This window comes from Brevundimonas bacteroides DSM 4726 (genome assembly GCF_000701445.1).
GTDB classification, from domain to species: domain Bacteria; phylum Pseudomonadota; class Alphaproteobacteria; order Caulobacterales; family Caulobacteraceae; genus Brevundimonas; species Brevundimonas bacteroides.
Genome location: NZ_JNIX01000014.1, coordinates 125,241 through 151,100 on the forward strand (window position 1 = coordinate 125,241; position 25,860 = coordinate 151,100).

23 protein-coding genes are annotated in these 25,860 nt (G+C 68.5%); 11 read left to right on the top strand and 12 right to left on the bottom strand.

Annotation, left to right across the window (positions count from 1 at the left end):
* Positions 1-3: 3 nt before the first annotated feature.
* Together Q333_RS0113175 and Q333_RS0113180 are read right to left on the bottom strand one after the other, a co-directional pair.
* Complete coding sequence (locus Q333_RS0113175; RefSeq protein ID WP_029417605.1) at positions 4-606, bottom strand: alpha-ketoglutarate-dependent dioxygenase AlkB; 603 nt, start codon at positions 604-606, stop codon at positions 4-6.
* A gap of 162 nt (positions 607-768) precedes the next feature.
* On the bottom strand, positions 769-1,245 hold the full coding sequence (locus Q333_RS0113180; RefSeq protein WP_051651328.1) for a hypothetical protein: 477 nt from the start codon (positions 1,243-1,245) through the stop codon (positions 769-771).
* Positions 1,246-1,481: 236 nt separating this feature from the next.
* On the opposite strand from Q333_RS0113180, the gene dnaK reads away from it, so the two are divergent.
* The 3 genes from dnaK (at position 1,482) to dapB (ending at position 5,593) form a co-directional block, all read left to right on the top strand.
* Positions 1,482-3,377 carry a molecular chaperone DnaK gene (gene dnaK, locus Q333_RS0113185; RefSeq protein ID WP_029417609.1) on the top strand — a complete coding sequence of 632 codons (1,896 nt, stop codon included), beginning with the start codon at positions 1,482-1,484 and terminating at the stop codon, positions 3,375-3,377.
* A 253-nt stretch (positions 3,378-3,630) separates the two neighbouring features.
* On the top strand, positions 3,631-4,815 hold the full coding sequence (gene dnaJ, locus Q333_RS0113190; protein ID WP_029417610.1) for a molecular chaperone DnaJ: 1,185 nt from the start codon (positions 3,631-3,633) through the stop codon (positions 4,813-4,815).
* A gap of 28 nt (positions 4,816-4,843) precedes the next feature.
* Positions 4,844-5,593, top strand: a complete 750-nt coding sequence (gene dapB, locus Q333_RS0113195) for a 4-hydroxy-tetrahydrodipicolinate reductase (RefSeq protein ID WP_029417611.1) — start codon at positions 4,844-4,846, stop codon at positions 5,591-5,593.
* A 123-nt stretch (positions 5,594-5,716) separates the two neighbouring features.
* On the opposite strand, the gene trmB is transcribed toward dapB, so the two are convergent.
* Together trmB and metK are read right to left on the bottom strand one after the other, a co-directional pair.
* Complete coding sequence (gene trmB, locus Q333_RS0113200; protein ID WP_029417613.1) at positions 5,717-6,403, bottom strand: tRNA (guanosine(46)-N7)-methyltransferase TrmB; 687 nt, start codon at positions 6,401-6,403, stop codon at positions 5,717-5,719.
* A 39-nt stretch (positions 6,404-6,442) separates the two neighbouring features.
* The gene (gene metK, locus Q333_RS0113205; protein WP_029417614.1) at positions 6,443-7,645 is read right to left on the bottom strand and encodes a methionine adenosyltransferase; all 1,203 of its coding nucleotides are present in this window, start codon (positions 7,643-7,645) and stop codon (positions 6,443-6,445) included.
* Positions 7,646-7,866: 221 nt separating this feature from the next.
* Here metK and Q333_RS0113210 point away from each other — a divergent pair, with 221 nt between their 5' ends.
* Positions 7,867-9,927: a TonB-dependent receptor gene (locus Q333_RS0113210; protein WP_029417616.1), complete on the top strand. Its 2,061-nt coding sequence runs from the start codon at positions 7,867-7,869 to the stop codon at positions 9,925-9,927.
* 3 nt (positions 9,928-9,930) lie between these two features.
* Here the strand turns inward: Q333_RS0113210 and radC are convergent, their stop codons facing one another.
* The 3 genes from radC to Q333_RS16640 form a co-directional block, all read right to left on the bottom strand.
* On the bottom strand, positions 9,931-10,707 hold the full coding sequence (radC, locus tag Q333_RS0113215; RefSeq protein WP_084176130.1) for a RadC family protein: 777 nt from the start codon (positions 10,705-10,707) through the stop codon (positions 9,931-9,933).
* Positions 10,708-10,778: 71 nt separating this feature from the next.
* On the bottom strand, positions 10,779-12,305 hold the full coding sequence (locus tag Q333_RS0113220) for a M28 family peptidase (protein WP_029417619.1): 1,527 nt from the start codon (positions 12,303-12,305) through the stop codon (positions 10,779-10,781).
* A gap of 67 nt (positions 12,306-12,372) precedes the next feature.
* Entirely contained in the window at positions 12,373-12,771 is a 399-nt protein-coding gene (locus tag Q333_RS16640; RefSeq protein WP_051651329.1) for a molybdopterin-dependent oxidoreductase, read from the bottom strand.
* Between the two features lie 7 nt (positions 12,772-12,778).
* On the opposite strand from Q333_RS16640, the gene Q333_RS17085 reads away from it, so the two are divergent.
* Positions 12,779-13,225 (top strand): Pr6Pr family membrane protein, encoded by a 447-nt coding sequence (locus tag Q333_RS17085; RefSeq protein ID WP_051651330.1) that lies wholly within the window; start codon positions 12,779-12,781, stop codon positions 13,223-13,225.
* Here Q333_RS17085 and map read toward each other — a convergent pair.
* Positions 13,222-14,043, bottom strand: a complete 822-nt coding sequence (gene map / locus Q333_RS0113235; RefSeq protein WP_029417622.1) for a type I methionyl aminopeptidase — start codon at positions 14,041-14,043, stop codon at positions 13,222-13,224. The two genes, Q333_RS17085 and map, sit on opposite strands and share 4 nt — an antisense overlap.
* 122 nt (positions 14,044-14,165) lie before the next feature.
* On the opposite strand from map, the gene Q333_RS0113240 reads away from it, so the two are divergent.
* Positions 14,166-14,927 (top strand): competence/damage-inducible protein A, encoded by a 762-nt coding sequence (locus Q333_RS0113240; protein WP_029417623.1) that lies wholly within the window; start codon positions 14,166-14,168, stop codon positions 14,925-14,927.
* On the opposite strand, the gene Q333_RS0113245 is transcribed toward Q333_RS0113240, so the two are convergent.
* Genes Q333_RS0113245 through Q333_RS0113260 form a run of 4 tightly spaced genes read right to left on the bottom strand, consistent with a single transcriptional unit; the run spans position 14,924 to position 18,908 of the window.
* Positions 14,924-15,871: a DUF6999 family protein gene (locus tag Q333_RS0113245; protein ID WP_157072466.1), complete on the bottom strand. Its 948-nt coding sequence runs from the start codon at positions 15,869-15,871 to the stop codon at positions 14,924-14,926. The genes Q333_RS0113240 and Q333_RS0113245 overlap by 4 nt on opposite strands.
* Positions 15,872-15,873: 2 nt before the next feature.
* Positions 15,874-16,557, bottom strand: coding sequence for an iron-containing redox enzyme family protein (locus tag Q333_RS0113250; RefSeq protein ID WP_029417625.1), 684 nt, complete (start codon positions 16,555-16,557; stop codon positions 15,874-15,876).
* A complete protein-coding gene (locus tag Q333_RS0113255; protein ID WP_029417626.1) occupies positions 16,557-17,699 on the bottom strand; it encodes a beta-ketoacyl-ACP synthase III in 1,143 nt (380 codons plus the stop codon). The genes Q333_RS0113250 and Q333_RS0113255 overlap by 1 nt, the downstream gene beginning before the upstream one ends.
* A 57-nt stretch (positions 17,700-17,756) precedes the next feature.
* Positions 17,757-18,908 carry an acyltransferase family protein gene (locus Q333_RS0113260; protein WP_029417628.1) on the bottom strand — a complete coding sequence of 384 codons (1,152 nt, stop codon included), beginning with the start codon at positions 18,906-18,908 and terminating at the stop codon, positions 17,757-17,759.
* A gap of 95 nt (positions 18,909-19,003) precedes the next feature.
* Here Q333_RS0113260 and Q333_RS17090 point away from each other — a divergent pair, with 95 nt between their 5' ends.
* The 5 genes from Q333_RS17090 to cckA all read left to right on the top strand — a co-directional run bounded on the left by Q333_RS17090 (position 19,004) and on the right by cckA (position 25,216).
* On the top strand, positions 19,004-20,812 hold the full coding sequence (locus tag Q333_RS17090; protein WP_029417629.1) for a tetratricopeptide repeat protein: 1,809 nt from the start codon (positions 19,004-19,006) through the stop codon (positions 20,810-20,812).
* 58 nt (positions 20,813-20,870) lie between these two features.
* Positions 20,871-21,134, top strand: a complete 264-nt coding sequence (gene fliQ / locus Q333_RS0113270; protein WP_029417631.1) for a flagellar biosynthesis protein FliQ — start codon at positions 20,871-20,873, stop codon at positions 21,132-21,134.
* Positions 21,134-21,910, top strand: coding sequence for a flagellar biosynthetic protein FliR (gene fliR, locus Q333_RS0113275; RefSeq protein ID WP_029417632.1), 777 nt, complete (start codon positions 21,134-21,136; stop codon positions 21,908-21,910). The genes fliQ and fliR overlap by 1 nt, the downstream gene beginning before the upstream one ends.
* Complete coding sequence (gene flhB, locus Q333_RS0113280; RefSeq protein WP_029417634.1) at positions 21,903-22,994, top strand: flagellar biosynthesis protein FlhB; 1,092 nt, start codon at positions 21,903-21,905, stop codon at positions 22,992-22,994. The genes fliR and flhB overlap by 8 nt, the downstream gene beginning before the upstream one ends.
* Before the next feature lie 167 nt (positions 22,995-23,161).
* Positions 23,162-25,216 (top strand): cell cycle histidine kinase CckA, encoded by a 2,055-nt coding sequence (gene cckA, locus Q333_RS0113285; protein WP_029417635.1) that lies wholly within the window; start codon positions 23,162-23,164, stop codon positions 25,214-25,216.
* Positions 25,217-25,860 lie beyond the last annotated feature (644 nt).

Consider the following 25,860-nt stretch of genomic DNA (forward strand, 5'->3'; position numbering starts at 1 on the left):
TGCTCAGCCCGCGCGTCTGAGCGTCAGGTTGATTCGGCCCCCGCCCGGGATCAGCGACGATGATCCGCCCAGGATGCGGTCGATCCCGTGCCGCGCCAGCCGAGCTGGCCCGGTCAGGGCGCAGACGTCGCCCGACGCCAGTTTCAGCGTCCGGGTGCGCCCCCCGTCGGCGGGGCCGATGCGGAACACCGCCGTGTCGCCCAGCGAGACCGACACCACGGGCTGGGTCAGATCGGCCTCATCGCGATCCTGATGCAGCCCCATGCGGGCGTCGGCGTCGTAGAGGTTCACCAGACAGGCGTCCGGCGGCGGCGCGCCGGTCAGCTCGGCCCACAATGACAGCAGCGACGCCGGGATCGGCGGCCATGGGCGACCGGTCTCCGGGTGCGTCGGCTGGTAACGATAGCCGGCGCGATCGGACATCCAGCCCAGAGGCCCCATGTTGGTCATCCGCACCGAGAACGGCCGACCGCCGGGCGTGACCGGCCGATACGGTGGGGCCTCGGCCGTCGCAGCCTCGACCTCGGCGAGCATCGCGGCCTGGGCGGCGACTTCGAGGCGGCCCGGCCAGTACAGAAACCCCGGCAGATCAGGGAAAGGAGTCATCCGGCTCAAGTAGCGAGCGACCGCGTCGCGAGCGATAGCCGGGCCCCAACCTGCGTCATCCGGCTCAAGTAGCGAGCGACCGCGTTGCGAGCGATAGCCGGGCCCCAACCTGCGTCATCCGGCTCAAGTAGCGAGCGACCGCGTTGCGAGCGATAGCCGCAGCTATCTCGTGAAATAGTAGTCCGCGATCTGGCAGCTGTTGATCCCGCCGCGCTCCAGCGTCTCGCCGGTGTCGAACCGGGCACGCAACGCGTATCGGCAGGCCCCGGTGCCGTCATCGATGGCCACCACCACGCTGCGACCGGCTGCCAGACCGCTCGACCTGAGCAGGTCGCTGGTCCACCCCGAGCCGGACGAGGCCTGTAAGGCCACGATCGTCAGGCCGGTCTGGTTGTGGACGCGGACACTCCTGTTGTTGCCATCGCGCGACTGAATGGCGGCGATGCGTGTGATCGTCCCGTGACGCGCCTTGGGTTCAGCCTGACTGGAGGATGCCGCGGCCCATCCCGCCCCGAGGAGGGAGAAGGCCAGGGTCAGGCTCAGGGACCGTCGCGAAATCAGGGGCATGGTGGGCAAACCTTCGCGGCCCGATGGGTCGCCGCTGAAGACATTGTGCCGCAGGGCCGCCCTCGTCACCACTGACCGCTCCTGACTGGCCTTGATTCGGCGCCAAGCCCTTGCGGCGGATCGGGACTTTCCCATATGCCGCTCAGCCCGGAAGACCCCGCCGATCGTGGGGTTTCCCGGAAAAACGGAACCCAACCTGCCGTCGCCTGCGTCCCCGCAGGACCGGCGCAAACAAAACGGGGGCGGTCACGCGCGGCGCTTTACGATAAGGCCGCCGCATCGCCCGCCAGACGGAGAACACCAGGCTCATGGCCAAGATCATCGGTATCGACCTCGGCACCACCAACTCGTGCGTCGCCGTGATGGACGGCAAGAACCCCAAGGTCATCGAGAACGCCGAGGGCAACCGCACGACCCCGTCAGTGGTCGCCATCCAGGACGGCGGCGACACTCTGGTCGGCCAGCCGGCCAAGCGCCAGGCGGTGACCAACCCGGCCAACACCTTCTTCGCCATCAAGCGCCTGATCGGCCGCAACTTCGACGATCCGATCGTGGCCAAGGACAAGGGCATGGTGCCCTATGAGATCGTCAAGGGTCCGAACGGCGACGCCTGGGTGCGCGCCCACGGCAAGGACTATTCGCCCCAGCAGATCTCGGCCTACACCCTGATGAAGATGAAGGAGGCCGCCGAGGCCTATCTGGGCGAGAAGGTCACCCAGGCCGTCATCACGGTCCCGGCCTACTTCAACGACAGCCAGCGCCAGGCGACCAAGGACGCCGGCAAGATCGCGGGCCTCGAGGTCCTGCGCATCATCAACGAGCCGACGGCCGCCGCGCTCGCCTACGGGCTGGAGAAGAACGACGGCCAGAAGATCGCGGTCTATGACCTGGGCGGCGGCACCTTCGACGTCTCGATCCTGGAGATCGGCGACGGCGTGTTCGAGGTGAAGTCGACCAACGGCGACACCTTCCTGGGCGGCGAGGACTTCGACGTGCGTCTGGCCGACTACCTGGCCGACGAGTTCAAGAAGGAACAGGGCGTCGACCTGCGCCAGGACAAGCTGGCCCTGCAGCGCCTGCGCGAGGAGGCCGAAAAGGCCAAGAAGGAACTCAGCTCCACGACCCAGTACGAGGTCAACCTGCCGTTCATCACCATGAACGCGTCCGGCCCGCTGCACCTGAACATCAAGCTGAGCCGCGCCAAGCTGGAAGCCCTGGTCGACGACCTGGTCCAGCGCACCATCGAGCCCTGCCAGAAGGCCTTGAAGGACGCGGGTCTGAAGGCGTCCGACATCGACGAGGTCGTCCTGGTCGGCGGCATGACCCGCATGCCCAAGGTGCAGGAGGCCGTGAAGGCCTTCTTCGGCAAGGAGCCGCACAAGGGCGTGAACCCCGACGAGGTCGTGGCGCTGGGGGCCGCGGTCCAGGCCGGCGTGCTGCAGGGCGACGTCAAGGACGTGCTGCTGCTGGACGTCACTCCCCTGACGCTGGGCATTGAGACGCTCGGCGGCGTCTTCACCCCGCTGATCGAACGCAACACGACGATCCCGACCAAGAAGTCCCAGGTCTTCTCGACCGCCGACGACAACCAGTCGGCCGTGACGATCCGGGTCTTCCAGGGCGAGCGTCCGATGGCGGCCGACAACAAGCTGCTGGGTCAGTTCGACCTGATGGGCATTCCGCCCGCGCCGCGCGGCCTGCCGCAGATCGAGGTCGCCTTCGACATCGACGCCAACGGCATCGTCAACGTCTCGGCCAAGGACAAGGCGACCAACAAGGAACAGTCGATCCGCATCCAGGCCAACGGCGGCCTGTCGGACGCCGACATCGAGAAGATGGTCAAGGAAGCCGAGGCCAACGCCGCGGCCGACAAGGCCAGGAAGGACCTGGTCGAGGCCCAGAACGCGGCCGACAGCCTGATCCACTCGACCGAGAAGGCGCTTGCCGAACACGGCGACAAGGTCGGCGAGGCCGAGAAGTCCGCCATCGAGACCGGCCTGGCCGAGCTCAAGGCCGCGCGTGACGGCGCCGATCCGGACGACATCCGGGCCAAGACCAACACCCTGGTCCAGGCCTCGATGAAGCTGGGCGAGGCCATGTACGCGGCCCAATCCGGCGGCTCCAACGATGCGCCCGCCGATGACGGCGTGGTCGACGCCGAGTTCGAGGAAGTCTCGGACGAAGACCAGAAGAAGAGCGCGTAACGGAAATCCTCCCCCGCGCAGCGGGGGAGGGGGACCAGCCGAAGGCTGGTGGAAGGGGCGGCCCCAGACACGCTGTGCGTGGTCGCCTCCTCCACCGCTCCCTCGGTCCCCCTCGCCCGTTCGCTGCGCTCCGGGTGAGGATCAACTTGCATCATCTGCCCCAGCGCCCATGTCTCGGGCGTCGGCCATCCGCCAATCGCCCGTCAGAGGTGGCAACGGATCGTCAGGGGTTGGGCTTTAAGGACATCGGCGCATGGCGCGGGATTACTATGATGTGCTGGGGGTCGACCGGGGGGTCGATGCCGCTGGCCTGAAATCCGCCTATCGCAAGCTGGCGATGGAGCATCACCCGGACCGCAACGGCGGCTCCGAGGAATCCATGGCGAAGTTCAAGGAGATCTCGGAGGCCTATTCGGTCCTGTCCGACGATCAGAAGCGCGCCGCCTATGACCGCTTCGGTCATGCGGGCGTGAACGGACAGGGCGGCGGCTTTGGCGGTCAGCAGGGCTTTCACGACGTCAACGACATCTTCGCCCAGGTCTTTGGCGACGCCTTCGGCGACGTGTTCGGCGGTCGGCGCCAGTCGACCGGCCCGCGTCGCGGCTCGGACCTGCGCTTCGACCTCGAGATCACGCTGGAGCAGGCCTATCAGGGCGCCGAGGTCGAGATCGCGGTGCCCACCACCGTCGCCTGCGAGACCTGCACCGGCTCGGGCGCCAAGCCTGGGGCCAAGCCGTCCACCTGCGGCACCTGCAACGGCGCGGGCCGCATCCGCCAGGCGAACGGTTTCTTCCAGATGGAGCGGACCTGCCCGTCCTGCGGCGGCGCCGGACAGCGCCTGGCCCAGGCCGACGTCTGCACCACCTGTCACGGCCACGGCCAGGTGCGCAAGACCCGGAAACTCGCCTTGAAGGTGCCGGCGGGCGTCGACGACGGCTCGCGCATCCGCCTGTCGGGCGAGGGCGACGCCGGCCAGCGCGGCGGACCGCGCGGCGACCTCTATGTCTTCCTGTCTGTCGCGCCCCACGACCTGTTCGAGCGGGACAACCTCGACCTTCTCGTCACCGTGCCCGTGCCCATGACGGTCGCGGCGCTGGGCGGCGAGATCGAGGCGCCCTGCCTGGTCTCCAGCGCCTGCGACGGCCAGTGCAAGGCCCCGGTCAGCGTCCCTGCGGGGGCCCAGACTGGCAAGACAGTCCGCATCAAGGGCAAGGGCATGCCGCACCTCAACGGCCGCCAGCGCGGCGATCTGGTGGTCGAGCTGTTCGTCGAGACCCCTACCGACCTGACGCCCCGTCAGAAGGAGCTGATGCAGGAGCTGGCCGCCTCCTTCGGCGAGGACCAGAGCCCCCGGAACTCCTCCTTCGCCGGCAAGGCCAAGCGGTTCTGGGCCGACATCCTGGGGGCCGACGAGCCCCGCCGTGAAAGCGCCCAGTGAGGGCGAGCAGGGCCGGGGGGCCTCGGACTTGAGCGACATCTTCCACGTCGGCATCTCGGGCGCGCGCGGCCGCATGGGCCGGGCCGTCAGCCAGGTCCTGGACGCTCGCGACGACGTCATGGTCGCCGCCCGCTTCGACTGGGGCGAGACTCCCGATCTGTCGCTGTGCGACGTCGTCATCGACTTCTCGACGGCCGAGGCCTCTGTCGCCCTGGCCCAGTCGTCGGCGGAACGCGGCGGCCCGGCCTTGGTGATCGGCTCCACCGGCCTCTCGCCCGAGCAGGACGCCGAGATCCTCAAGGCCGCCGAGCGCGTCGCCATCGTCCGCAGCGGCAACTTCTCTCTGGGCGTCAACATATTGATCGGCCTGGTCGAACACGCCGCCCAGCGGCTGGACGCGCGCGACTGGGACATCGAGATCACCGAGGCTCATCACCGGAAAAAGGTCGACGCTCCCTCCGGCACCGCGCTGATGCTGGGCGAAGCCGCCGCCTCGGGCCGGGGCCATGACCTGTCCACGCTGCGCACGTCCCCCTACGACGGCGTCGGCGAGGCGCGCGAGACGGGCAAGATCGGCTTCTCCTCCATTCGCGCGGGCGGCATCGTCGGCGAACACACCGTGCTGTTCGCCTCCGAGGACGAGGTCGTGACGCTCAGTCACTCCGCCATCGACCGCAGCCTGTTCGCCCGCGGCGCGGTGGCTGCCGCCGCCTGGGTCCGCAACCGCCGCCCTGGCCTCTACGACATGCAGGACGTGCTGGGGTTCCGGCAGGCGTAACGTCCGATACTGACGCATTGGTCCCTTATGATGGGTCCGATGAGCAGAGCGATTGGACTCCATGCACGACTTGGACGGCATGGACTCCTTGTACGAGATAGACCCGATCCGGCTTATCGAGGGTCAGAACGGACGCCGCTCGAACTCCAGGAAGATCGGATCGGTGTCGCCCAGCCGCTTGTCCTCATAGCGGGTGACGACATGGTCCTCGGGCGCGACGGTCCAGTCCGCCTTCTCCTCGGCCAGCCAGACCAGCCCCGGCGTGGCGATCAGCCGCTCCAGCGCCCAGCCGGCGTAATCCTTCCAGTCCGTGACGAACCGCAGCCGCCCGCCGGGCTTCAGAACCCGCGCGATCTCGGCCGCGAACTCCGGCTGGATCAGCCGGCGCTTGTTGTGCCGCGCCTTGTGCCAGGGATCAGGGAAAAGGATCATGACCCGGTCCAGGCTCGTGTCCGGCAGGGCCGCGACCACGGCGCGCGCGTCGTCGTCGTGCAGCCGGACGTTCTTCAGCCCCTGCTCGTCGATGTGCCGGAGCGCCGAGGCCACGCCGTTCAGGAACGGCTCGCAGCCGATCATCAGGGCCTGCGGATGGCGCGCCGCCTGCGCCGCCAGATGCTCGCCGCCGCCGAAGCCGATCTCCAGCCAGACCTCGGCCGCGCCGGGCATCAGGGCCGCGACGTCGATCTTGCCCTCGGCGGGCACGGGCAGGCGCACCGCCGGCATCAGGGTGTCGAACAGCGCCGCCTGACGCGGCTTGATCGGCCGCGACTTGATGCGGCCGAAGGAACGAAGGGGAGGATGGGCGGACATGGCCGCCCTCCTAGACCGGACCCGCGCCCGGGTGAAGGATCAGACCAGCGCCTTGAGCTGATCCACCAGATCCACCTTCTCCCAGCCGAAGCCGCCGTCGGCATCCGGCTCGCGGCCGAAGTGGCCGTAGGCCGCCGTGCGGGCGTAGATCGGCTTGTTCAGGCCCAGGTGCTCGCGGATGGCGCGGGGCGTCGCGCCGCCGATCAGGTCCAGGATGCCGGCTTCCAGCTTGGCCTCCGTCGCGCCGTTCTTGCCCGTGCCGTGCAGGTCGACGTGGATCGACTGGGGCTTGGCCACGCCGATCGCATAGCTGATCTGGATGGTGCAGCGATCCGCCAGACCGGCTGCGACCACGTTCTTGGCCAGGTAGCGGCAGGCATAGGCCGCCGAGCGGTCCACCTTGGTCGGGTCCTTGCCCGAGAAGGCGCCGCCACCGTGGGGCGAGGCGCCGCCATAGGTGTCGACGATGATCTTGCGCCCCGTCAGTCCCGTGTCGCCGTCCGGCCCGCCGATCTCGAAGATGCCGGTCGGATTGATGTGCCAGACGGTCTGGTCGGTGATGAAGCCCTGGGGCAGGACCTCTTCCACAATCGGCTTCACAACGGCGGCGACGTCGGCCTGGCTCTTGCCCTTGGCGTGCTGGGTCGAGACGACGATGGAGGTGGCCTCCACCGGCTTGCCGTCCTCATAGCGCAGGGTCACCTGGCTCTTGGCATCGGGCTCCAGGAGGGTGCCGCCCGCATGGCGGACCTCGGCCAGGCGCTTGAGGATGTTGTGGCTGTACTGCAGCGTCGCCGGCATCAGCTCGGGCGTCTCGTTCGAGGCATAGCCGAACATGATGCCCTGATCGCCCGCGCCCTCGTCCTTGTTGCCCGAGGCGTCGACGCCGACGGCGATGTCGACCGACTGGCCGTGCAGCCGGTTGATGAATTCAAACGTGTTCCAGTGGAACTGGTCCTGCTCGTAGCCGATGTCACGAACCGCCGCGCGCACCGCCGCCTCGATCTCGGCCTCGATGCCCGGCTCCCAGGTGTCCTTCTCCGAGTTCCAGATGCCCTGGCCCCGGATCTCGCCGGCCAGCACCACCAGGTTCGTCGTCGTCAGCGTCTCGCACGCCACCCGCGCATAGGGGTCCCTGGCCAGGAAGAGATCGACGACGGTGTCGGAGATGCGGTCCGCGACCTTGTCGGGATGGCCCTCGGACACGCTTTCCGAGGTGAAGAGGAAGGACGAACGGGACAAGGTCTGGCTCCGAAGGGTCGCGCGGCCGCGCCGCGTGGGCGCGAGACATATAAAGATATGTTTATGCGATCAAGGGAGGGCCATCGGCGGAGTTCCAGCAAGCCTGGGCGAGCCGGGACACATGATCCGGTCAACGCACCCTTTGCGACGGAATCTCAATTGGCTTGCAACTAAGAATGCGTCGCAGTAATGGATGACCTGCTGTTTTCAAAGGTTCTTCCGTGCGCGTCCTGATTGTTTCCACCGCTCTTCTTACCACCTTGCCGGCCTTGGCCGTGGCAGAGGACCCGGCTGATCAGCTCAGCCCCATCATCGTCACGGGCCAGACGCGCGGCTACGTCGCGCTTAACTCGGTCACCGCGACCAAGACCGACACCCCCCTGATCGACGTGCCCCAGAGCGTCAACGTCGTCACGCGCCAGCAGCTGGACGACCAGGCCGCCTACAGCCTGTCCGACGTCCTGCGCTACGTGCCCGGCGTCACCGTCGGCCAGGGCGAGGGCAACCGCGACCAGATCACCCTGCGCGGCCAGAACACCACCGCCGACTTCTTCCTCGATGGCGTGCGCGACGACGTCCAGTATTTCCGCGGCCTCTACAATCTGGAGCGGGTCGAGGTGCTAAAGGGCCCCTACGCCCTGATCTTCGGCCGGGGCGGGGGCGGCGGCATCGTCAACCGGGTGCAGAAGACCCCTCAGGCCGGAGAGATGTTCTTCGGCTCGCGCCTGTCGGCCAACAGCTTCGGCGCTTGGGACCTGTCTGCGGATCTGAATGCGCCGATCGGCGACGCCGCCGCCTTCCGCCTGAACGCCGTCTATGAGGAGCTGGGCAACCACCGCGACTTCTACGAGGGCCAACGGTTCGCCGTGAACCCCTACGTCGCCGCCGAGCTCGCGCCCGGCTGGTCGGCGGGCCTGTCCTATGAATACGTCGACGATGACCGCTCCACCGATCGCGGCGTCCCATCGCTGAACGGCCGCCCGCTGGAGGGCTATCGCGAGCAGTTCTTCGGCGTACCCGGCGTCAACCGCACGACGCTGGAGGCCCATATCCTGAAGGCCCGGCTGGACGGCGAGCTGGCCGAGGGTCTGAACTGGTCGACCACGGCCCTGTGGGGCGACTTCGACAAGGTCTACACCAACGTCTTCCCGAACGGCCCGGCGACCAGCCAGACCGGCACGGTGCCGCTCGCGGCCTACACCGACCCGACGACGCGCGAGAACCTCCTGATCCAGTCCAATCTGGTGTGGGAGACCACCACCGGCCCGCTGGCGCACAAGATCCTGTTCGGCCTCGAATACGGCGACCAGACCTCGGAGAATTCGCGCCGCAACGGCGTACTGTCGAACGCGACCTTCAGCCTCACAAACCCGGTCTTCCCGACCGTGACCTTCCCCACCCTGGCGCGTCAGACCCAATCCACCGTCGAGACCGTCTCGGCCTATGTGCAGGACCAGATCAGCCTGGGCGACCGCTTCGACATCGTCGCAGGCCTGCGCTTCGACCGCTTCGACATCTCGGGCATCGACCTGTTCGCCACGCCGGATCGGCCGTTCTCGCGCACCGACGAGAAGGTCTCGCCGCGTCTCGGCCTGATTTACAAGCCCGCGCCCGATCTGTCGCTCTACGCCAGCTACAGCCGCTCCTTCCTGCCCCGCTCCGGCGACCAGTTCCTCAGCCTCTCGACGGTGCAAGAGAACCTGGAGCCCGAACGCTTCACCAACCACGAGGTCGGGCTGAAGTGGCAGGCCAGTCCGAACCTGTTCGTCACCGCCGCCCTGTTCCAGCTGGACCGCACCAACGCCACCACGCCCGATCCGAACAATCCGGCCCAGAGCATCAACGTCGGCGAGACCCGCACCACCGGGCTGGAGCTGGCCGCCACCGGCAACATCACCGACCGTTGGCAGATCAGCGCTGGCTACGCCTGGCAGGACGGCGCCTTGAAGGGTAACGACTTCGTCCGCCTGGCCCAGGTACCCGAGCAGCAGTTCAGCCTGTGGAACCGCTATGAGGTCACGCCGCGTCTGGGCCTGGGTCTGGGCGTGACGCACCAGTCCGACCAATTCGCCGCCATCCGCACCTCGTCGGCCGCCACCCGCCTGCCGGGCTTCACCCGCGTGGACGCCGCCGCCTTCTATGAGGTGTCGGACCGGGTCGAGGTCCAGCTGAACATCGAGAACCTGTTCGACGCCGACTATTTCCCCGACGCCCACAACAACGCCAACATCTCGACCGGCGCGCCGATCAACGCCCGGCTGACGCTGTCGACGCGGTTCTGATCGCTACATCAGCCCCAGCGACTTGAAGCTGGTCACGCCATCGCGGCCCACGATCAGATGGTCATGGACCTCGACCGACAGGGCCTTCGCCGCCTGGACGATCTGTTTGGTCATGTCGATGTCGGCGCGGCTGGGCGTCGGGTCGCCCGACGGGTGGTTGTGCACCAGGATCATGGCGGCCGCCGAGACCTCCAGCCCCCGCCGCACCACCTCGCGCGGATAGACCGGGGCGTGATCGACCGTGCCCCGGTTCTGGACTTCGTCGAGGATCAGCTGGTTCTTCTTGTCCAGATACAGCACCCGGAACTGCTCGCGCGGCTCGTGCTGTAACGCGACCCGCACATAGGCCAGGAGCGCGGTCCACGACGAGATCACCGGCCGCTTGATCGCCGGCTCCTTGGCCACGCGCTGGGCGACCTCATGCAGCGCCGCCAGATCCAGCGCCGTCTCCACCCCGATCCCCTTGGTTCGCCCTTTCGTGTCTTCCGTCCGGACCGTCATCAGGTCCTCGACCGAGGCCGCCAGGACCGCCGCGAGCGAGCCGAAGCGGGCCAGCAGCGCCTTGGCGATCGGCTTGACGTCCCCCTGCGGCTGGCTGCGGAACAGGAACAGCTCCAGCAGCTCATAGTCCGGCAGATGAGTCAGCCCCGCCGTCCGCGCCCGATGGCGCAGACGCTCACGGTGCCCAACATGGTGGGCCACCGCCCGCTTGACCTCGATGGGCGGCGCGACCGAAGTCGTCCGCTCTGGAAACGAAAGAACCGTCGCCCCGGCCTGCATGCTCGACCCCGCACCTGATCCGTCCCGCGCGATCACGATGACAGAACAAATGCGGAACGTCTAGGGGCCGGTCAGGGCCTCGGCCGGTTGGGGCTGTCGGGCAGCCATTGCGGCGGCGCCTCGGCATCGGCGACCCGCTCGACCAACTCGAACCAGAACCGGTGGAAATCAGCCTGGGCCTGGAAGTCGATGGGCGTCGACATGTCGTCCTGCGGCGCGTGATAGCGGTGGCGATACCAGTCCCGATACCGCGCCTCGGCCTCGGTTCCCGGATCGAAGCCGAACAGGAAGCTGATCGCCGGTACGCCCCGCTCCATGAAGGGCCAGTGGTCCGAGCGGCGCAGCAGGCCACGCTCGGGCTCCAGATCGGGACGCACCGCGATGCCCATTGTCCCGGCGATGTCGCGCACCGTCTCGCCCAGAGTGGAATCGTCCAGCGCCAGCGTCGTCAGGATGGCCAGGGGATAGAGTGGCCGCAGCTGGTCCAGGTTCAGCACCGCGACCGGCATGGGCGCGCCCGGCGTCGGATGGGTCGCCAGCCAGCGCGAGCCGTGCAGCCCCTTCTCCTCGCCCGTCACCGCCGCGAACACCACTGGGCGGCGATAGCCCCGACCCTGGCGTCGCTCGGCCAGGGTGATCAGGGTGGCGACATAGGCCGCGTCGTCCAGCGCCCCGTTGTACAGGCCGTCGCCGTCGACCGGCGTGCCATACCCATAGCCGTCCAGATGCGCGATCAGCAGGATGGGCTGGTCCGCCAGCGCCGGATCGGTCCCGGGCAGGACGCCCAGCACATTGGCCGAGGTCGAACGTCGCTGGCGGGTGGCGAACCGCGCCAGCAGACGCGCGTCCAGATCGAACGCGGCCATGGCCTCGCCGCGCGCCCCCTGCGCCAGGATCGCCGCGCCGTCGCGCCCCGCCGCTGCGGCCATCTCGACGAAGGTCGGGGCGCTCAGCCTGAGGACGGGGATGGAGGCGGTCCGGGCCGCGCCGTCGGCCAGCACGACCGTGCGCGCATAGGCCAGCGGCCAGCGGGGCGGCTCGACTGTGAAGCCCATGTCGTCGACATTGACGATGGCCACGGCGCCCGCCTCGACGGCCGCGCGCAGGCGTTCGCCGCCCGTCGTCTGCCCCGCCCGCCGCGCGCCGAAGCAGACGACGACGCTGCCCTGCACCCCGGTCATGTCGGACGGCGCGCAGTAGCCCCGGAACACCAGCGGCGCGTCCAGCCGCTCGACCATGCCGAACGCCGGGGTCACCGACACCTCGTGCAGGAAGCGCAGAGGCCGGGCGGCGCCGTCGGACGGCGCCACCGACAGGGTCGTGCCCTCGGGCGTGACCTCGATCTCGTCGAAGCCGATCGGCTGGAACCACCCCCCGTCGTCGCCCGCCGGAGACAGGCCCGCCTCCGCGAACCGGTCGGCCACATAGGCGGCGGCCCGGTCATAGCCCGCCGAGCCGGTGTCGCGCCCTTCCATGTCATCGGCCGCCAGCACGCCGGTGGTGCGCCACCACGCCGCCGTCTCAGGATCAGTCCGGTTCGGCAGGCTCGCGCAGGCCCCCAGCGCCAGCGCCGCGCAAAGTCCGATCAGTGCCCGCATGACATCCTCCCCGTCCCGGGCAGGCTGGGCGCGGGTCGGGGCCGCGTCAACCGTTGCGGCGCCGCCGTCAGGGCGTCCGCAGTTCGATCGCCGTCACCTGTCGCGCCGACCGCGCGGGTCGGGCGTCGCCTTCGACGACCAGACGCAGCGGCCCCTCCTCGGCCGACAGGGGCGCGCCATCGGCCCCATCGGCCAGGATCACCGCCGTCGGGCTCATCGCCGGATCGATCTCCGCCAGGGAGAAGACAACGACGTATCCATCGGCCGCCCGCACCACGACATAGGTCTTCAACGCCTCGCCCCGCAGCCTTGGTCCTAACGGCGCATCCAGCCGCTCCAGCACCGAGGCCAGCGTTGCTCCCTCATAGACATGGATCTCGCCATGCGCGGTCAGCGACAGGGTCTGGCGCGGCAGCCGTCGTTCCGGGGCCCACCAGAACGCCGCGCCCCTGACCGACCTATCCAATCTGGCCGTGGCCGTCGTCTTCACAGGTATCGCGTTCGGCCGACCTCGCTTCGGCGACGCCGGTCTCCTCGGCGCGGTGATCACGACGATGGTCGTGGTGGGGGTCGGCTATGCGGCGCTGGGAGGCTGGGACGGCCTTTTGCAGAAACCTGCGCCCGACCTCATCAGTCACGCGGCAACACCCATCCTTACGGCGCTTTCCTGGGTGATCTTCGTCCGTGTCGGCCATAGCCGCCCGAGCCACATCGGCTTGTGGATCGCACCGATGGTCCTCTACTTCGCGTATGCCTTCGCGCGCGGTGCCGTGACCAGGGAATACGCCTATCCCTTCATCGACGTGAACGCGGTCGGATGGTCCTCGGCGTTGATCTTCGCAGGCGCGATGGTCGGAACCGCCGCCATCGTCGCGGCGGTCATGCTCGGGCTGGATCGTCTGAGAGCGCGCAGACGCTAGTTCGGGCGGAACAGTCCGGCGGGGCTGGCCGTGAAGATCTCCACCCCGTCCTCGGTCACGCCGACGGAGTGCTCGCACTGGGCCGACAGGGACTTGTCGCGGGTCACGGCGGTCCAGCCGTCGGACAGGACCTTCACATGCGGCTTGCCCAGGTTCACCATCGGCTCGACGGTGAAGATCATGCCCGGCTTCAGCACCGCGCCCTCACCCTTGCGCCCATAATGCAGCACGTTGGGGCTGTCGTGGAACAGCCGCCCGATGCCGTGACCGCAGAAGTCGCGCACCACGCTCATCCGGTTGGCCTCGACATGGCGCTGGATGGCATAGCCGATGTCGCCGAAGGTGTTGCCGGGTTTGACCTGCTCCAGTCCTAGCGCCAGCGCCTCATAGGTCACGTCGACCAGCTTCCTGGCCCGCGCGTTGATCTGGCCGACCGCGTACATGCGGCTGGAGTCGCCATGGAAGCCGTCGACGATGACGGTGTGGTCGATGTTGACGATGTCGCCGTCCTTCAGCACCCGGTCGCCGGGGATGCCGTGGCACACCACGTGATTGATCGAGGTGCAGACGGTCTTCATGTAGCCCTTGTAGCCGAGGCAGGCGGGCAGGCCGCCCCGGTCCAGGGTGAATTGGCGGATGCGGTCGTCGATCTCCTGCGTCGTCACGCCCGGCACGACGTAGGCCGTGATCATGTCCAGCGCCTCGGCCACCAGCCGCCCGGCCGCCCGCATGCCCTCGAAATCGGCGGGGTCGTCATAGATGCGGATGGCGCTGGTGCGGACCAGGGTGTCGGCTTCCAGCTCGGGCGTCTCGTACATCGGTCTTCGGGTCTCGGGCGGTCCGTCCGGGACCGGTGTGGCGCGTCAGATGGCGACGATAGCACAGAACCTCAAGCGGTTTGAGCCTTGCGCCATTCGGCGAACGGCATAGGTGACCGCGCATGACCGACGCCCCCGCCCCCACCGCCGCCGTCCTGATCATCGGCGACGAGATCCTGTCGGGCCGGACGGCCGACACCAATCTGAACACGATCGCGCGGTTCCTGGCGGCGCTGGGCATCGACCTGCTGGAAGCCCGCACCGTCGGCGACCGGGAGGACCAGATCGTCGACGCCCTGAACGCACTGCGTCACGCCCATGATTACGTCTTCACCACCGGCGGCATCGGGCCGACCCACGACGACATCACCGCCGACTGCGTGGCACGGGCGTTCGGCGTCTGCATCGACGAACATCCAGACGCGCTGGCCATTCTGGAGCGCCGCTACGGCGACGAACTGAACGCAGCGCGCAGGCGCATGGCGCGCATCCCTGGCGGCGGCCTCCTGATCGCCAATCCGGTCACAGACGCGCCAGGGTTTCAGGTCGAAAACGTCTTCGTCATGGCCGGTGTGCCGAAAATCATGACAGCCATGCTGGAAGACGCTGCGCCTCGCCTCAGGACCGGCGCGGTGGTCCACGCCTGTACGCTCAGGGTCACGGGCGTCGGCGAAGGCGCGGTCGCCGCGACCCTGTCCGAGGCGGCCAAGGCCAACCGCGACCTCAGCTTCGGCAGTTACCCCTTCGGCGCAGGCAGCCAGGGTGAAATCGGCACCAACTTGGTGATACGCGGGCGAGACGCCGATGCGGTCGAGGCGGCGGTCACCGCCCTGTCCGAGCGCTTGACCAACGAAGGCGTCGCGGTCACTCTCCAGCCCGCCTAGGCCAGCTCCGGTCCGCCCGTCGGATCGCGCGGGTCGAGCGGCAGGCCCATCGCCTGACGCTGCTTCAGAACCCGCAGCCAGCCGTGCATGGCCTCGCAGTCCAGCCCGTGCATCATCAGCCGGTAGCCCGCCTGCAACGTCGACAGCGCCACCAGCGGGTGGCCGTTCTTGACGAAGCTCATGTGGTAGTCCGTGCCCAGGATGCGGCCGATGTAGATGCCCACGATCTCGTCCAGCTGCAGCGAATGGCTGGCGCGCATGAAGTCGGCGCGGGGCAGCATCAGGGCATAGAGCGGCGTGTAGAACTCCACCGCCGTCTGGATGTCGATCTTGTTCAGTGGGCCGTTGGGAAACGGTTCGAACGCCGGATCGATGTCGGTGATCATCGAGAAATCCACCCGCTCCGGCGGCGTGATCTCCTTGCCCGCCGCCCGCAGCGCCAGGTTCAGCTCGATGATGAAGTTGAAGACGTTCAGGTCGTGCTGTAGAAACACATTGTCTTCCAAATCCTTCAGCGTCAGAGGCTTGAGCGGCACCGTCCTGACCAGCTCCGGATCGATCCCGGCGTTGGCCTTCATGAAGGCCAGCAGCTCGGTCCCGACGTGAAAGTGACGCAGGATCAGGGTGTTGCACTCCGGCGACCCGAAGGTCCGCAGACCCCAGTGGATGGACTTGTGCAACAGGTCGTTCAGGTTCGGAAAGCGCGGCGAAATCGCCCGCAGCACCTTCACCAGGCCGAAGAACAGGAACACCAGCGGCCGCGAAACCGGAAACAGCCACCGCCGCGACCACGACCGCGCCCCCATCAAGAGCGCCCGCTTGGCCTGCGGATCGATCGGCAGGGAGCGATCCAGATAGAGCGCCAGCCAAGGGTCCGGATCGCGCGCGTCATACCGGCGCGGATCGAAGGGATCGGATTTCCAGGCGGCCCCGCCGTCCGACAGGCTCAAACCCCGATCTCCTCGATCTGCAGCGCATAGAGCCGCGCGGTCACCTTCGCTGTCATCACGATCCGCTCCGCCACGGCCTCATCGGGCAGGACCATGCGCAGCATCTCCTCGAATTCAGCCATGTGCTCGGCGTCGTTCTCGCCGTGATAGAGCAGGAACCGCACGGCCTCGTCGGGCAGGCTCAGCCGCTCCTTGACCTGACGCCCCCACGGCGCGGCCTTGATCGAGCCCAGTCCCTCGATCACGAACATGGCGCCCAGCAGGCCGAAGGGATCGGGTTTGGACGCTTCATGGAACATCCAGGCCGACAGGGCCTCGGACCCGACGTTCTTCTTCGCAGAGCGGATCACGGCCAGCTCCCCGCCAGACGCCACGAAGTCGGCTTCCAGCAGGCGGAAGTCGCGGTGCTCGGTCACCGCATGGCGCATCAGGGTGGAACGCAGCTCCAGGTGATCCTCGCCGATGTTGGACGCGGCGCGAGACATCCACAGCGCCCCGTCCTTCACCTGCTGGCGCAGGTTGATCAGAAAGGCGTGATAGTCCGCCAGCTCGAACCGCCCGCGCGTCAGCTTGCGGATCAGCGGCGTCGCTTCCAGCCGCTGCTCGAAGTCGGCGAAGACCAGCGCCAGCTTCCTCAGGGTATCCGCCACCGGGTCGTCGATCCGCGCGCCGTCCGCCATCACACCACCTCGCCCATCGCGAACCCCACCATGGCCCGTCCGCTCTCGGGCACGATCAGCAGCACCCGCTCGCCCCTGTTCGCCCGCCCCGATTTCAGGAAGGCGTCCAGCATGACCCAGATCGAGGCCGCGCCGATATTGCCGACGCTCGACAGGTTCGAGAACCACTTCTCCTCGGGGATCATGGCGGCCGTGCTCTCCAGCAGTCCCACGATCTCTTCACGCAGCGACCGCGCCGAATAATGGCACAGCAAGTGGTCGACGCGGGCGGGGTCGATCCGCCCCGTGTCGACCTTTTCCAGCCAGACCCCGATCCACGCCCGGATGACGATTTTCAGAAGCTCGAAGTCCTGGACCAGCGCCACCGCCCCGGACGCATGGGCCGCGACCGGCCCCGCGTGGCTCCAGGCCGAGCGCATGTCGGACCGATCCGCGAAGGTCGAGCCGGCCCACATGCAGGGATCGAAACGCCCTGCCAGCGACGTCAGGTCGATCCATTCCAGCTTGATCGACAGCCCCTCGGGCCTCGGCTTCGGCTCCAGCACCACCGCGCCCGCCCCGTCGGACAGGGTGAACCTCAGAAAGTCCGCCTCGACCCGCGCCCGCCCCTTGGCGTCGACCAGCGTGGTTCCTTCGTAGAACTCGGGCCGGAACCAGCGTGACGAGAACTCCCCCGCGGCGGTCGCCGCCACCTCCGCCTCGCCCGCTCGCACCGACAGCCAGGCGTGTTTCAGCGCCGTGAGGGCGGAGGCGCAGACCGACTGATGGCTGGCGATCTCCATGGGGCCGCAAGCCAGCTCGCCGTGAACCGCCGCCGCGTGACCGGGCACCAGATAATCGCCCTGGGTCGTCGCCGTCGCCAGGAACTCCAGGTCGCCCGTCCCCAGCCCCGCATCGTCCAGGGCTGCCCGCAACGCCTTGGCCGTCATGGAGGCATTGGAATGCAGCGGCCGACCATCCGGCGTCAGCGCATAGTGCCGCGTCTCGACCCCGTTCCAGCGCAGCGCCCGTCGCCCAACCGCCGAGGACCGTCCGCCAATCCGGCCGATGTGGTCCTCCATCGCCTCGACGCCGACCGGCTCGCCCGGCAGGAAGGCCCCCGTCCCGGTGATGAAAACGTCCCTGAGACGCGCGTCGCTCATGCCGCCCTATGGGCACGCTTCGCCCGTCACCTGCAAGCTGACAAAGCCTGACGACGCCTAGCTTTCCTGCGGCACGACCGCTCCCGCCTCGACCGGACGGCGCGCGGTGCGACGCCGTGACAGCCAGCTCTTGATCCGGTTCTGGATCGGCTGATCGATCAGGGCATGGAAGACGAAGGCGAATACGAAGGCCGCCAGAACCCCCAGCGCCCAAAGTCCCCACTGCACGCCGACCGGCAGGGCGAAGCGGGCGATCATCACATTGACCACGCCGAACCAGGCGATGCGCACCGGCTCATTGGTGATGAACATGGCGAAGGAAACGACGCTGGCCTTCTCGACCCACTTCGAGGGACGCTTCACCGGAATGGCCCCCGCCGCCAGCAGGATCAGGCTGATGAAGACGATGGAGACCAGGGCGTGCTTGTCGAACGCCTGCACCGTCGCCAGCCCGACCGCCGCCGCCACGCCGACGATCCGCGCCAGACGCGGCGCCACGAACACCCGCTCGGAGAACACCGCCAGCGCCATGCCCAGCAGAAACAGCGGCAGCGCCCGCCACACGCCGTACATCATCGGCATCTGATAGACGGGATAGCCCAACAGACTGTGCGTCAGCTGGTTGGCCAGCAGATACAACCCCGCCGCCGCGATCAGAGCCGTCCACGGCCCGACCCGCTTCAGCGCCGCCAGGATCCACGGAAACGCCAGATAGCAGCCCAGCAGCGCCGAGATCGACCAGCTGGGCGCATTCCAGCCCAGACCGCCATAGACGCCGAAGGACTGAACCAGCGCCGCCTGCGCCGGCAGCTGATCCCAGGCGAACCATTCCGGATTGCGCGGCGCGAACCCGACCGCCGACCCGACGACGACCAGAGCCACCAGCCCCAGCACCATGATCAGATGGGCCGGATAGACCCTCAGGAACCGCTTTAGGAAAAAGTCGCCCGGCGACATCCGCCCCGATCCGACCGACCCGCCATAGACACGCATCAGGACGTAACCGCTATCGATCAGGAAGAAGTTGGTCAGCAGGAAGCCGCCCCGCTCGAACACCGGATGCAGCGCCTCGGCGAGAGGAACCGGCCCCGCCGCCTGGAAGTGATGCAGGATGATCAACGAGGCCACGATGAAACGCAGGGCGTCCAGCCACCCGCCGCGCGCGATGGGGGGTGTCTCGTTTCGGGTCGAAATCGCGGTCCAGGCCATGGGAAACCCCTGTTCTGGGGCTCGCGGCGCAAGGGTCGCGCCGCCGCTTGCCGCCGGGACCGCTTGCGCTAACCTGCCGCACCACCGGGGGGCCGATGACCGACGAGGATCCGAGAGAGGGCCGCATTCGCCTGGGCCGCCGCCGCAAGGAGGCGGTCGCGACGCTGGACGCCATCGAAATGGCCGAAGAGGCCCTGGAGCAGGCCGAGCCGACGATGGGCCCGCCCGACCCCGCCGTCCTGCTGGTCGAGGAACAGCGCCGCCTGATCAAGGCCCAGGTCTCCAACGAGCGCATGGGATTGGTGCTGCGCGTCATGACCGCCTGCGTTGGCCTGGCCTTCGTGATCGGCCTAGGAATCATGGTCTGGACGGCTTTCAACGCCCGCTCTGTGGTGGTGAACCCCTTCGACAGCCCATTTGCCCTCACCCACCGGGGCCACTCCGGCCAGGTCATCGCCCGCGGCGTCTCCGACGTCATCGCCACCATCAACCGCGACGCCCGCTATGACGAGGAGAGCCGCGCCGTCGCCCTGACCTGGACCCGGGACATCGCCGTCGTCGTGCCCTCGACCGGCGTGTCTCTCGGCGACATCGACAAGCTGCTGCGCACCTGGTTCGGCCAGGAGACCAACGTCACCGGCTCCGTCACGGTCAGCACCACAGGCGAAGTCTCCCTGACCATCCGCGCCGACGGCGTGCGCGCCCGGACCTTCACCGGCCCCGAATCCGACATGCCGCGCCTCATTCGCGAGGCGTCGGAATACATCTACGGCCAGTTCGAGCCTGAGCTGTTCGCCTGGTACCTGCTGCAGACCCAGCGCTATCAGGACGCCGAGGCCTTCTTCCCCCTTGCCTACGCCCAGCATCCCGGATCGCGCGCCACGCTCGCCCGCTACTGGGGCATCATGCTGAGCTCGCTGGGCCGGTCCGAGGAGGCGGCCGAGAAGCTGCGCCTGTCGATCCGCGCCAATCCGAACAACGAGTCCGCCTGGGACATGCTGGTCGGCGTCCTGTTCGACACCGAGGGCGAAGAGGCCGCCTATCGCGTCGGCCGCGACATGGCCGCCCGCATCGCCGAGGACGGCGAGCCGATGGAGAGCGAGTCCCACCTGCTTCTGCTGCGCGACTGGACGCGCCTGGTCGAGATCGGCACGGCCGACATCGCCGAAACCGGCGGCGAGAACGCGCTCGGTGGTCAGGAGATCACACTGGCCGACGCCGAGGCCAACCGGCACGACTTCGTCCATGCGCGCGCCTATCTGCGCGCCGGCCGGGTCGGCTCGCCCGAGGTCGCGGCCACCGGCCACATGATCGATACCTACGAGGCGCTGGCGAAGGACGACCCCGCCCGCGCGCTGGCGGCCATGCAGGCGCTGGATGCCCTGTGGCAGGCCGACGGCGACGTCGCCTACGCCTTCTACGAGGCCCCCTGCTACCTCGGCCTGACGCTGGGCCTGAACGGCCGCCAAACGGAAGCCGAGGCCGCCTTCGCCCGCGCGGACCGCCTCGTCGCCTGCGCCGCCTTCCGCGCCGATGTGCTGGAAGCGCGGGGCATGACCGCAGAGGCCGACCGACAGTACGGCGTGGCCATTCGCCTCGCGCCGTCGCTGCCCCTCGCCTATCATCGCAGGGGGCTGGCGCTGCTGGCCCGCGGCGATCACGCCCGCGCCGTCACCCGCTTCCGCGACGCCCATCTGCGCGGCCCCCGCTGGGCCGATCCGCTGAAAGGTTGGGGCGACGCGCTCGCCGCCCAGGGCCGCTGGGCCGACGCGGTCGAGAAGTACGAACAGGCCCTCCCCTTCGCCCCGGAGTGGCGTGACCTCCACCTCGCCCACGCCGCGGCGCTGAACCGCCTCGGCCGCCGCGAGGACGCCCAGGCCGCGCTGGAAAAGGCGGCGGCGTAACCCGTCATTAACCACGCTCCCGGCATTTCTTGCCCAGTATCTCGGGAGTGTGCGGGCCATGAGCGGCGCGGAAGTTCTGGACGTGGGCCGCGACGCCCTGTGGCTGACCATCCAGCTGTGCGCGCCCGTGCTGATCGTCGGCCTGATCGTCGGCGTCGGCATCGGCCTTTTCCAGGCCCTGACCCAGATCCAGGAACAGTCGCTGGTCTATGCCCCCAAGATCATCGCCATCTTCGTGTCGCTCCTGCTGTTCCTGCCCCTGATGGGCGGACTGCTGGGCGCCTTCATGCGCGAGATCGCGGCCCGCATTTCGGGGATGTAGTGGAGCCCTACGCCACCGCCGATCAGGTCTGGGCCGGCGGGCTGATCTTCGCCCGGATCGGAGCCATCTTCCTCAGCCTGCCCGGAATCGGCGAGAGCTATGTCCCGCCGCGCATCCGGCTGTCGCTGGCCCTGGTCGTCGCGCTCGCCCTGTGGCCCGTGGTCGGCGGCTCGCTGCCGCCGCTGCCGGAGAGCCTCGGCGCCTCCATCGGCTGGGTGATCCGCGAGGTCATCATCGGCCTGGCCATCGGCGCGATCCTGCGGGCCTTCACCGCTGCGCTGGCCGTCGCCGGCGAGATCGTCTCGCTGCAGACCACCCTCAGCTTCGCCCAGACCACCAATCCGCTGCAAGCCTCGCCGGGCACCACCATCGCCGCCTTCCTCATGCTGATGGGCACGGTCCTGGTCTTCGCCACCAACACCCATCACCTGTTCATCGCCGGTCTGGTCGGCTCCTATGAACTGATCGCGCCGGCCCGGCCCCTGGTGACCGGCGATTTCGTCGAACTGGCGGTCCGCACCGTGGGCGACGCCTTCCTTCTGGGCGTGCAGCTCGCCGCGCCGGTGATCGTCTTCGCCTTGGTGTTCAACCTCGCCTCGGGTCTGGTCGGTCGGGTCATGCCGGCGTTCCAGATCTTCTTCGTCGCCGCCCCGCTGAGCGTCATTCTCGGCCTGTCGGTCTTCGCCCTGTCGTTGGGGGTGCTCGGGACGGTCTTCATCGACCGCTACCGCGACCTCGCCAACCTGTTCGTCTCGTCTGGAGGCACAGGTGGCTGAGGATCAGGATCCCGAGTCCAAGACAGAAGAGGCCACCCCGCGAAAACTCGAGGAGGCCAGACGCAAGGGCGACGTCGCCAAGTCCATGGACGTCGCCCCGACCCTTAGCCTCATGGGCGCGGCGGCGGTCATCCTGATGGGCGGCGGCTGGTTCGCCACCACCGCGACGGAAGCGCTGGTCCCCTTCATCGCCATGCCTCACCGCCTGATGGGCGGGATCGAGGCCGGCGCGGGGGTCGAGCTGGGGGTCAAGGCGTTGTGGGCGGCCGCGCCCTTCCTGGCGGCCGTGATGGTGGCCACCATTCTCGGCGGCGTGTCCGGCACGGTGGCCCAGACCGGCGGCCTGATCTTCTCGGCCGAGCGGATGAAGCCCAAGCTGGACAAGATCAATCCGCTCAAGGGCTTTACGCGCATCTTTGGGCCCGACGGCCTGATGCAGTTCGCCCAGACGCTGATCAAGCTGGTGGTCGTCTCGGTCGTCTGCTGGATGGTGCTCCAGCCCCACGCGCGCGAGTTCGAGGGGATGGCGGCCATGCATCCGGCCACCATCCTGCCGCTGGCGCGTGATCTGGTCATCGCGCTCATGGCCTCGACCATCGTTCTGCTGGGCCTGACCGCCGTCGGCGACGTCTTCTGGCAGCGGCTGCGCTTCGCCAAACGCATGCGCATGACCAAGGAAGAGCTGAAGGAGGACTACAAGCAGTCCGAGGGCGATCCGCACGTCAAGGCGCGCCTGCGCCAGATCCGCATGCAGCGCAGTCGCCAGCGCATGATGGCCAATGTCCCCAAGGCCACGGTGATCGTCACCAACCCGACCCACTACTCCGTCGCCCTGCGCTACGAGCCGGAGCAGGGCGACGCCGCGCCCGTCTGCCTGGCCAAGGGCGTGGACGCGGTCGCCTTGCGCATCCGCGAGGTCGCCAGGGAGCAGGACGTGCCGATCGTCGAGAACGTGCCGCTCGCTCGCGCCCTCTACGCCGCCGTCGACATCGACGAGACTATTCCGCGCGAGCATTTCGAGGCCGCGGCCAAGGTCATCGGCTTCGTGATGCAGAAGCGGCGGGGAAGGGTGAGGGCAGGCTAGGGCCTGGCAGGTCGTGACTGGTGATTGGTGATTGGTGAGTGGGTCTCCTGTGCAGCAGCCCCACCGGCCGTTCCGAAGTCCCGCCCGTCGCCGACCACTCTTCACCAATCACCAATCACCAATCACCCCTATACTCAGCGCCTGATTCGCACCGGGAGCCCCGCTCCATGACCGCCTCCTCCCGCCGCCTCGACCTGTCGCTGATCCTGATGGCGCTGGGCTTCACCACCGCCGTGGCCGCCCTGGCCTGGCCCGCGTTCCAGTCCGCCCCGACCTCGACGCCGCACATGATCCTGATGGTGGCCGTGGCGGCCGTGGCCCTGCTCGGCCTGTTCGCCTTCGGACGACAGGAGGCGCGTCGTCCTGCCCGCCCCGACGGCGACGTGGCGGTCGAGATGCTGGATGCGCTCGCCGAACCCGCCGCCCTGGTCTGGGCGTCCGGTCAGGTGCTGGCCTTCAACGGCGCCTGGGCCTCGCAGAACGGGGCGACCACGGCGCTTCCGCGCGGCGGCTCGGCCCAGGCCCTCTACATGGCCTTCGCCCAGGCCCGTAAAGGCGAGCAGGGCCGCGCCATCGTCACCATCGGCGAGCGCGAGATCGAGGTCCTGATCGCCCAGGCCGGGCAGGGCCGCTTTCTGGTCCGCGAAGCGCCCGAGGCCGCGCTGACCCACTCCGCCGCTCCCGCCCCCGTCGCGCACAACGGCTATGTCGCCTCCGCCGGAGAGGGCCGCGCCATGGCCGCCGGCGCCCCCTTCGGCTCAGCCGTGATCGCGGGCGAGGACCTGTTCGCCGGCCGCGCCGAGGAGGCCAATCCCGCGCTCGCCGTCCTGACCGGCCCCGCCGCTGCCCGCGACGCCGCGTTCGGCCATCTGTTCGAACCCAACGGCGTGGCCGAGGCCCGACGTCGCCTTGAGGAAGGTTCGTCCGGCCCCATCGAGCTGGTCGCCCGCGCCCATCCGGACCGCAGCCTGCACCTCTATGTCGCGCCAGAGGGCGACAAGCGCCGCGTCTGGCTGTTCGACGTCTCGACCCAGAAGTCGATGGAACTGCAGCTCAGCCAGGCCCAGAAGATGCAGGCCGTGGGCCAGCTGGCGGGCGGCGTGGCCCACGACTTCAACAACCTGCTGACCGCGATCCAGCTCCAGCTGTCGGGCCTGCTGGAACGCCACCCGGTTGGCGACCCCTCCTATGAGGGGCTGAACGAAATCCGCCAGACGGCCATCCGCGCCGCCGATCTGGTCCGGAAGCTGCTCGCCTTCTCGAGGAAGTCCACCGTCCGGCGCGAACGGCTTGATCTCGGCGAACTGGTCGGGGAGTTCGCCGTCCTGCTGCGCCGCCTGCTGCGCGAGGATGTGCGGCTGGAGACCGACTACGGCCGCGACCTGCCCGTCGTCCTCGCCGACAAGTCCCAGCTGGAAACGGCGGTCATGAACCTGGCCGTCAACGCCCGCGACGCCATGCGCGGCGTGGTGGCTCCTGGTGACGCCGTCGTCACCATCCGCACGCGCCGCCTGACGCAGGCCGAGGCCCGCGAGCTCGGCTGGCTGGAGGCTCCCTCCGAGGACAGCGCCCTGATCGAGGTGTCCGACACAGGCCCCGGCGTGCCCGCCGCCATCCTCGACAAGATCTTCGAACCCTTCTTCACCACCAAGGCCGTCAACGAAGGTACCGGCATGGGGCTGGCCACCGTCTACGGCATCGCCCAACAGGCCGGCGGCCACATCTCGGTCGCCAACATCGAGGGGGCGGGCGCGGCCTTCCGCATCTTCCTGCCCGCCGCCTCGGCCCAGGAGCTGATCGAGGTCGCCCCGGTCGAGGTCAAGGCCAAGGCCGCGCCCCGCGACCTGTCCGGCAACGGACGCATCCTGTTCGTGGAGGACGAGGCCGCCGTGCGCGGCATCGCCGCCCGCCTGCTCCGCCAGCGCGGCTATGAGGTCATCGAGGCCGCCGACGGCGAGGAGGCGCTGATACTGGCCGAGGAATGGGCGGGCCAGATCGACATGCTCATCAGTGACGTCATCATGCCGGGGCTGGACGGGCCGAGCCTGCTCAAGAAGGCGCGTCCCTTCCTCGGCGACGCCCCGGTCATGTTCATCTCCGGCTACGCCGAGAGCGACTTCTCCGACCTGCTCCAGGACGAGACCGGCGTCTCCTTCCTGCCCAAGCCGCTCGACATCAAGACGTTGGCCGAGCGGGTGAAGCAGCAGCTTCAGGGAGGCTGAGACGCGCCCGCTACCTCTTCCTCGCAAGTATTCTCTTTCGTCATTCCGGGCGTAGCGGAGCGGAGACCCGGAACAGAGCGGCGCGCGGGAGCGCGAAGCTGTCTGGCACGAGTCTGGTGACGCATTTCGCCTTGTTCCGCGTCTGCGAGGCTTCGCATCTCCGCCCGGAGTGACGAAAGAAAAACTCAATCATCCAACGACGCCCGGATTCCCCCAACGAATCCAGCGCCCGTGGCTGCTGGGACGATTTGATCGCGCCCTCATATCCAGTCCCCTTAAAATCGGCCCCATCCCGTCGCGAGGGGAAGGCGTCCTGGGCCCAGGACCCGGACGCGCGGCGGGGCGCGATCGAAGCGGGGGATGGCCGGGCGACCGGTCGTCACAGCGCGTCGTTCACGGCCACGCTCCCTTTTCCGGCTGGAGGCTGGGACTGTGGACATCGGGTCGGGGCGGCGCGGGATTGTCCGCGGGGCTGAAACCGCGGAGCCCGGAGGGACCTGAGACCCTCCGCCCGCCGTGGGCCTCGGTTGGAAAAGGGTCTAAGCGGCGTAAAGGTTCGGGGTCGACAACGACACAAACCCGACAGGTCGCACGAAGCCCGCGTCCGACTGCTCACGAGCACCGATCGCGACGGAGCCTCGGCG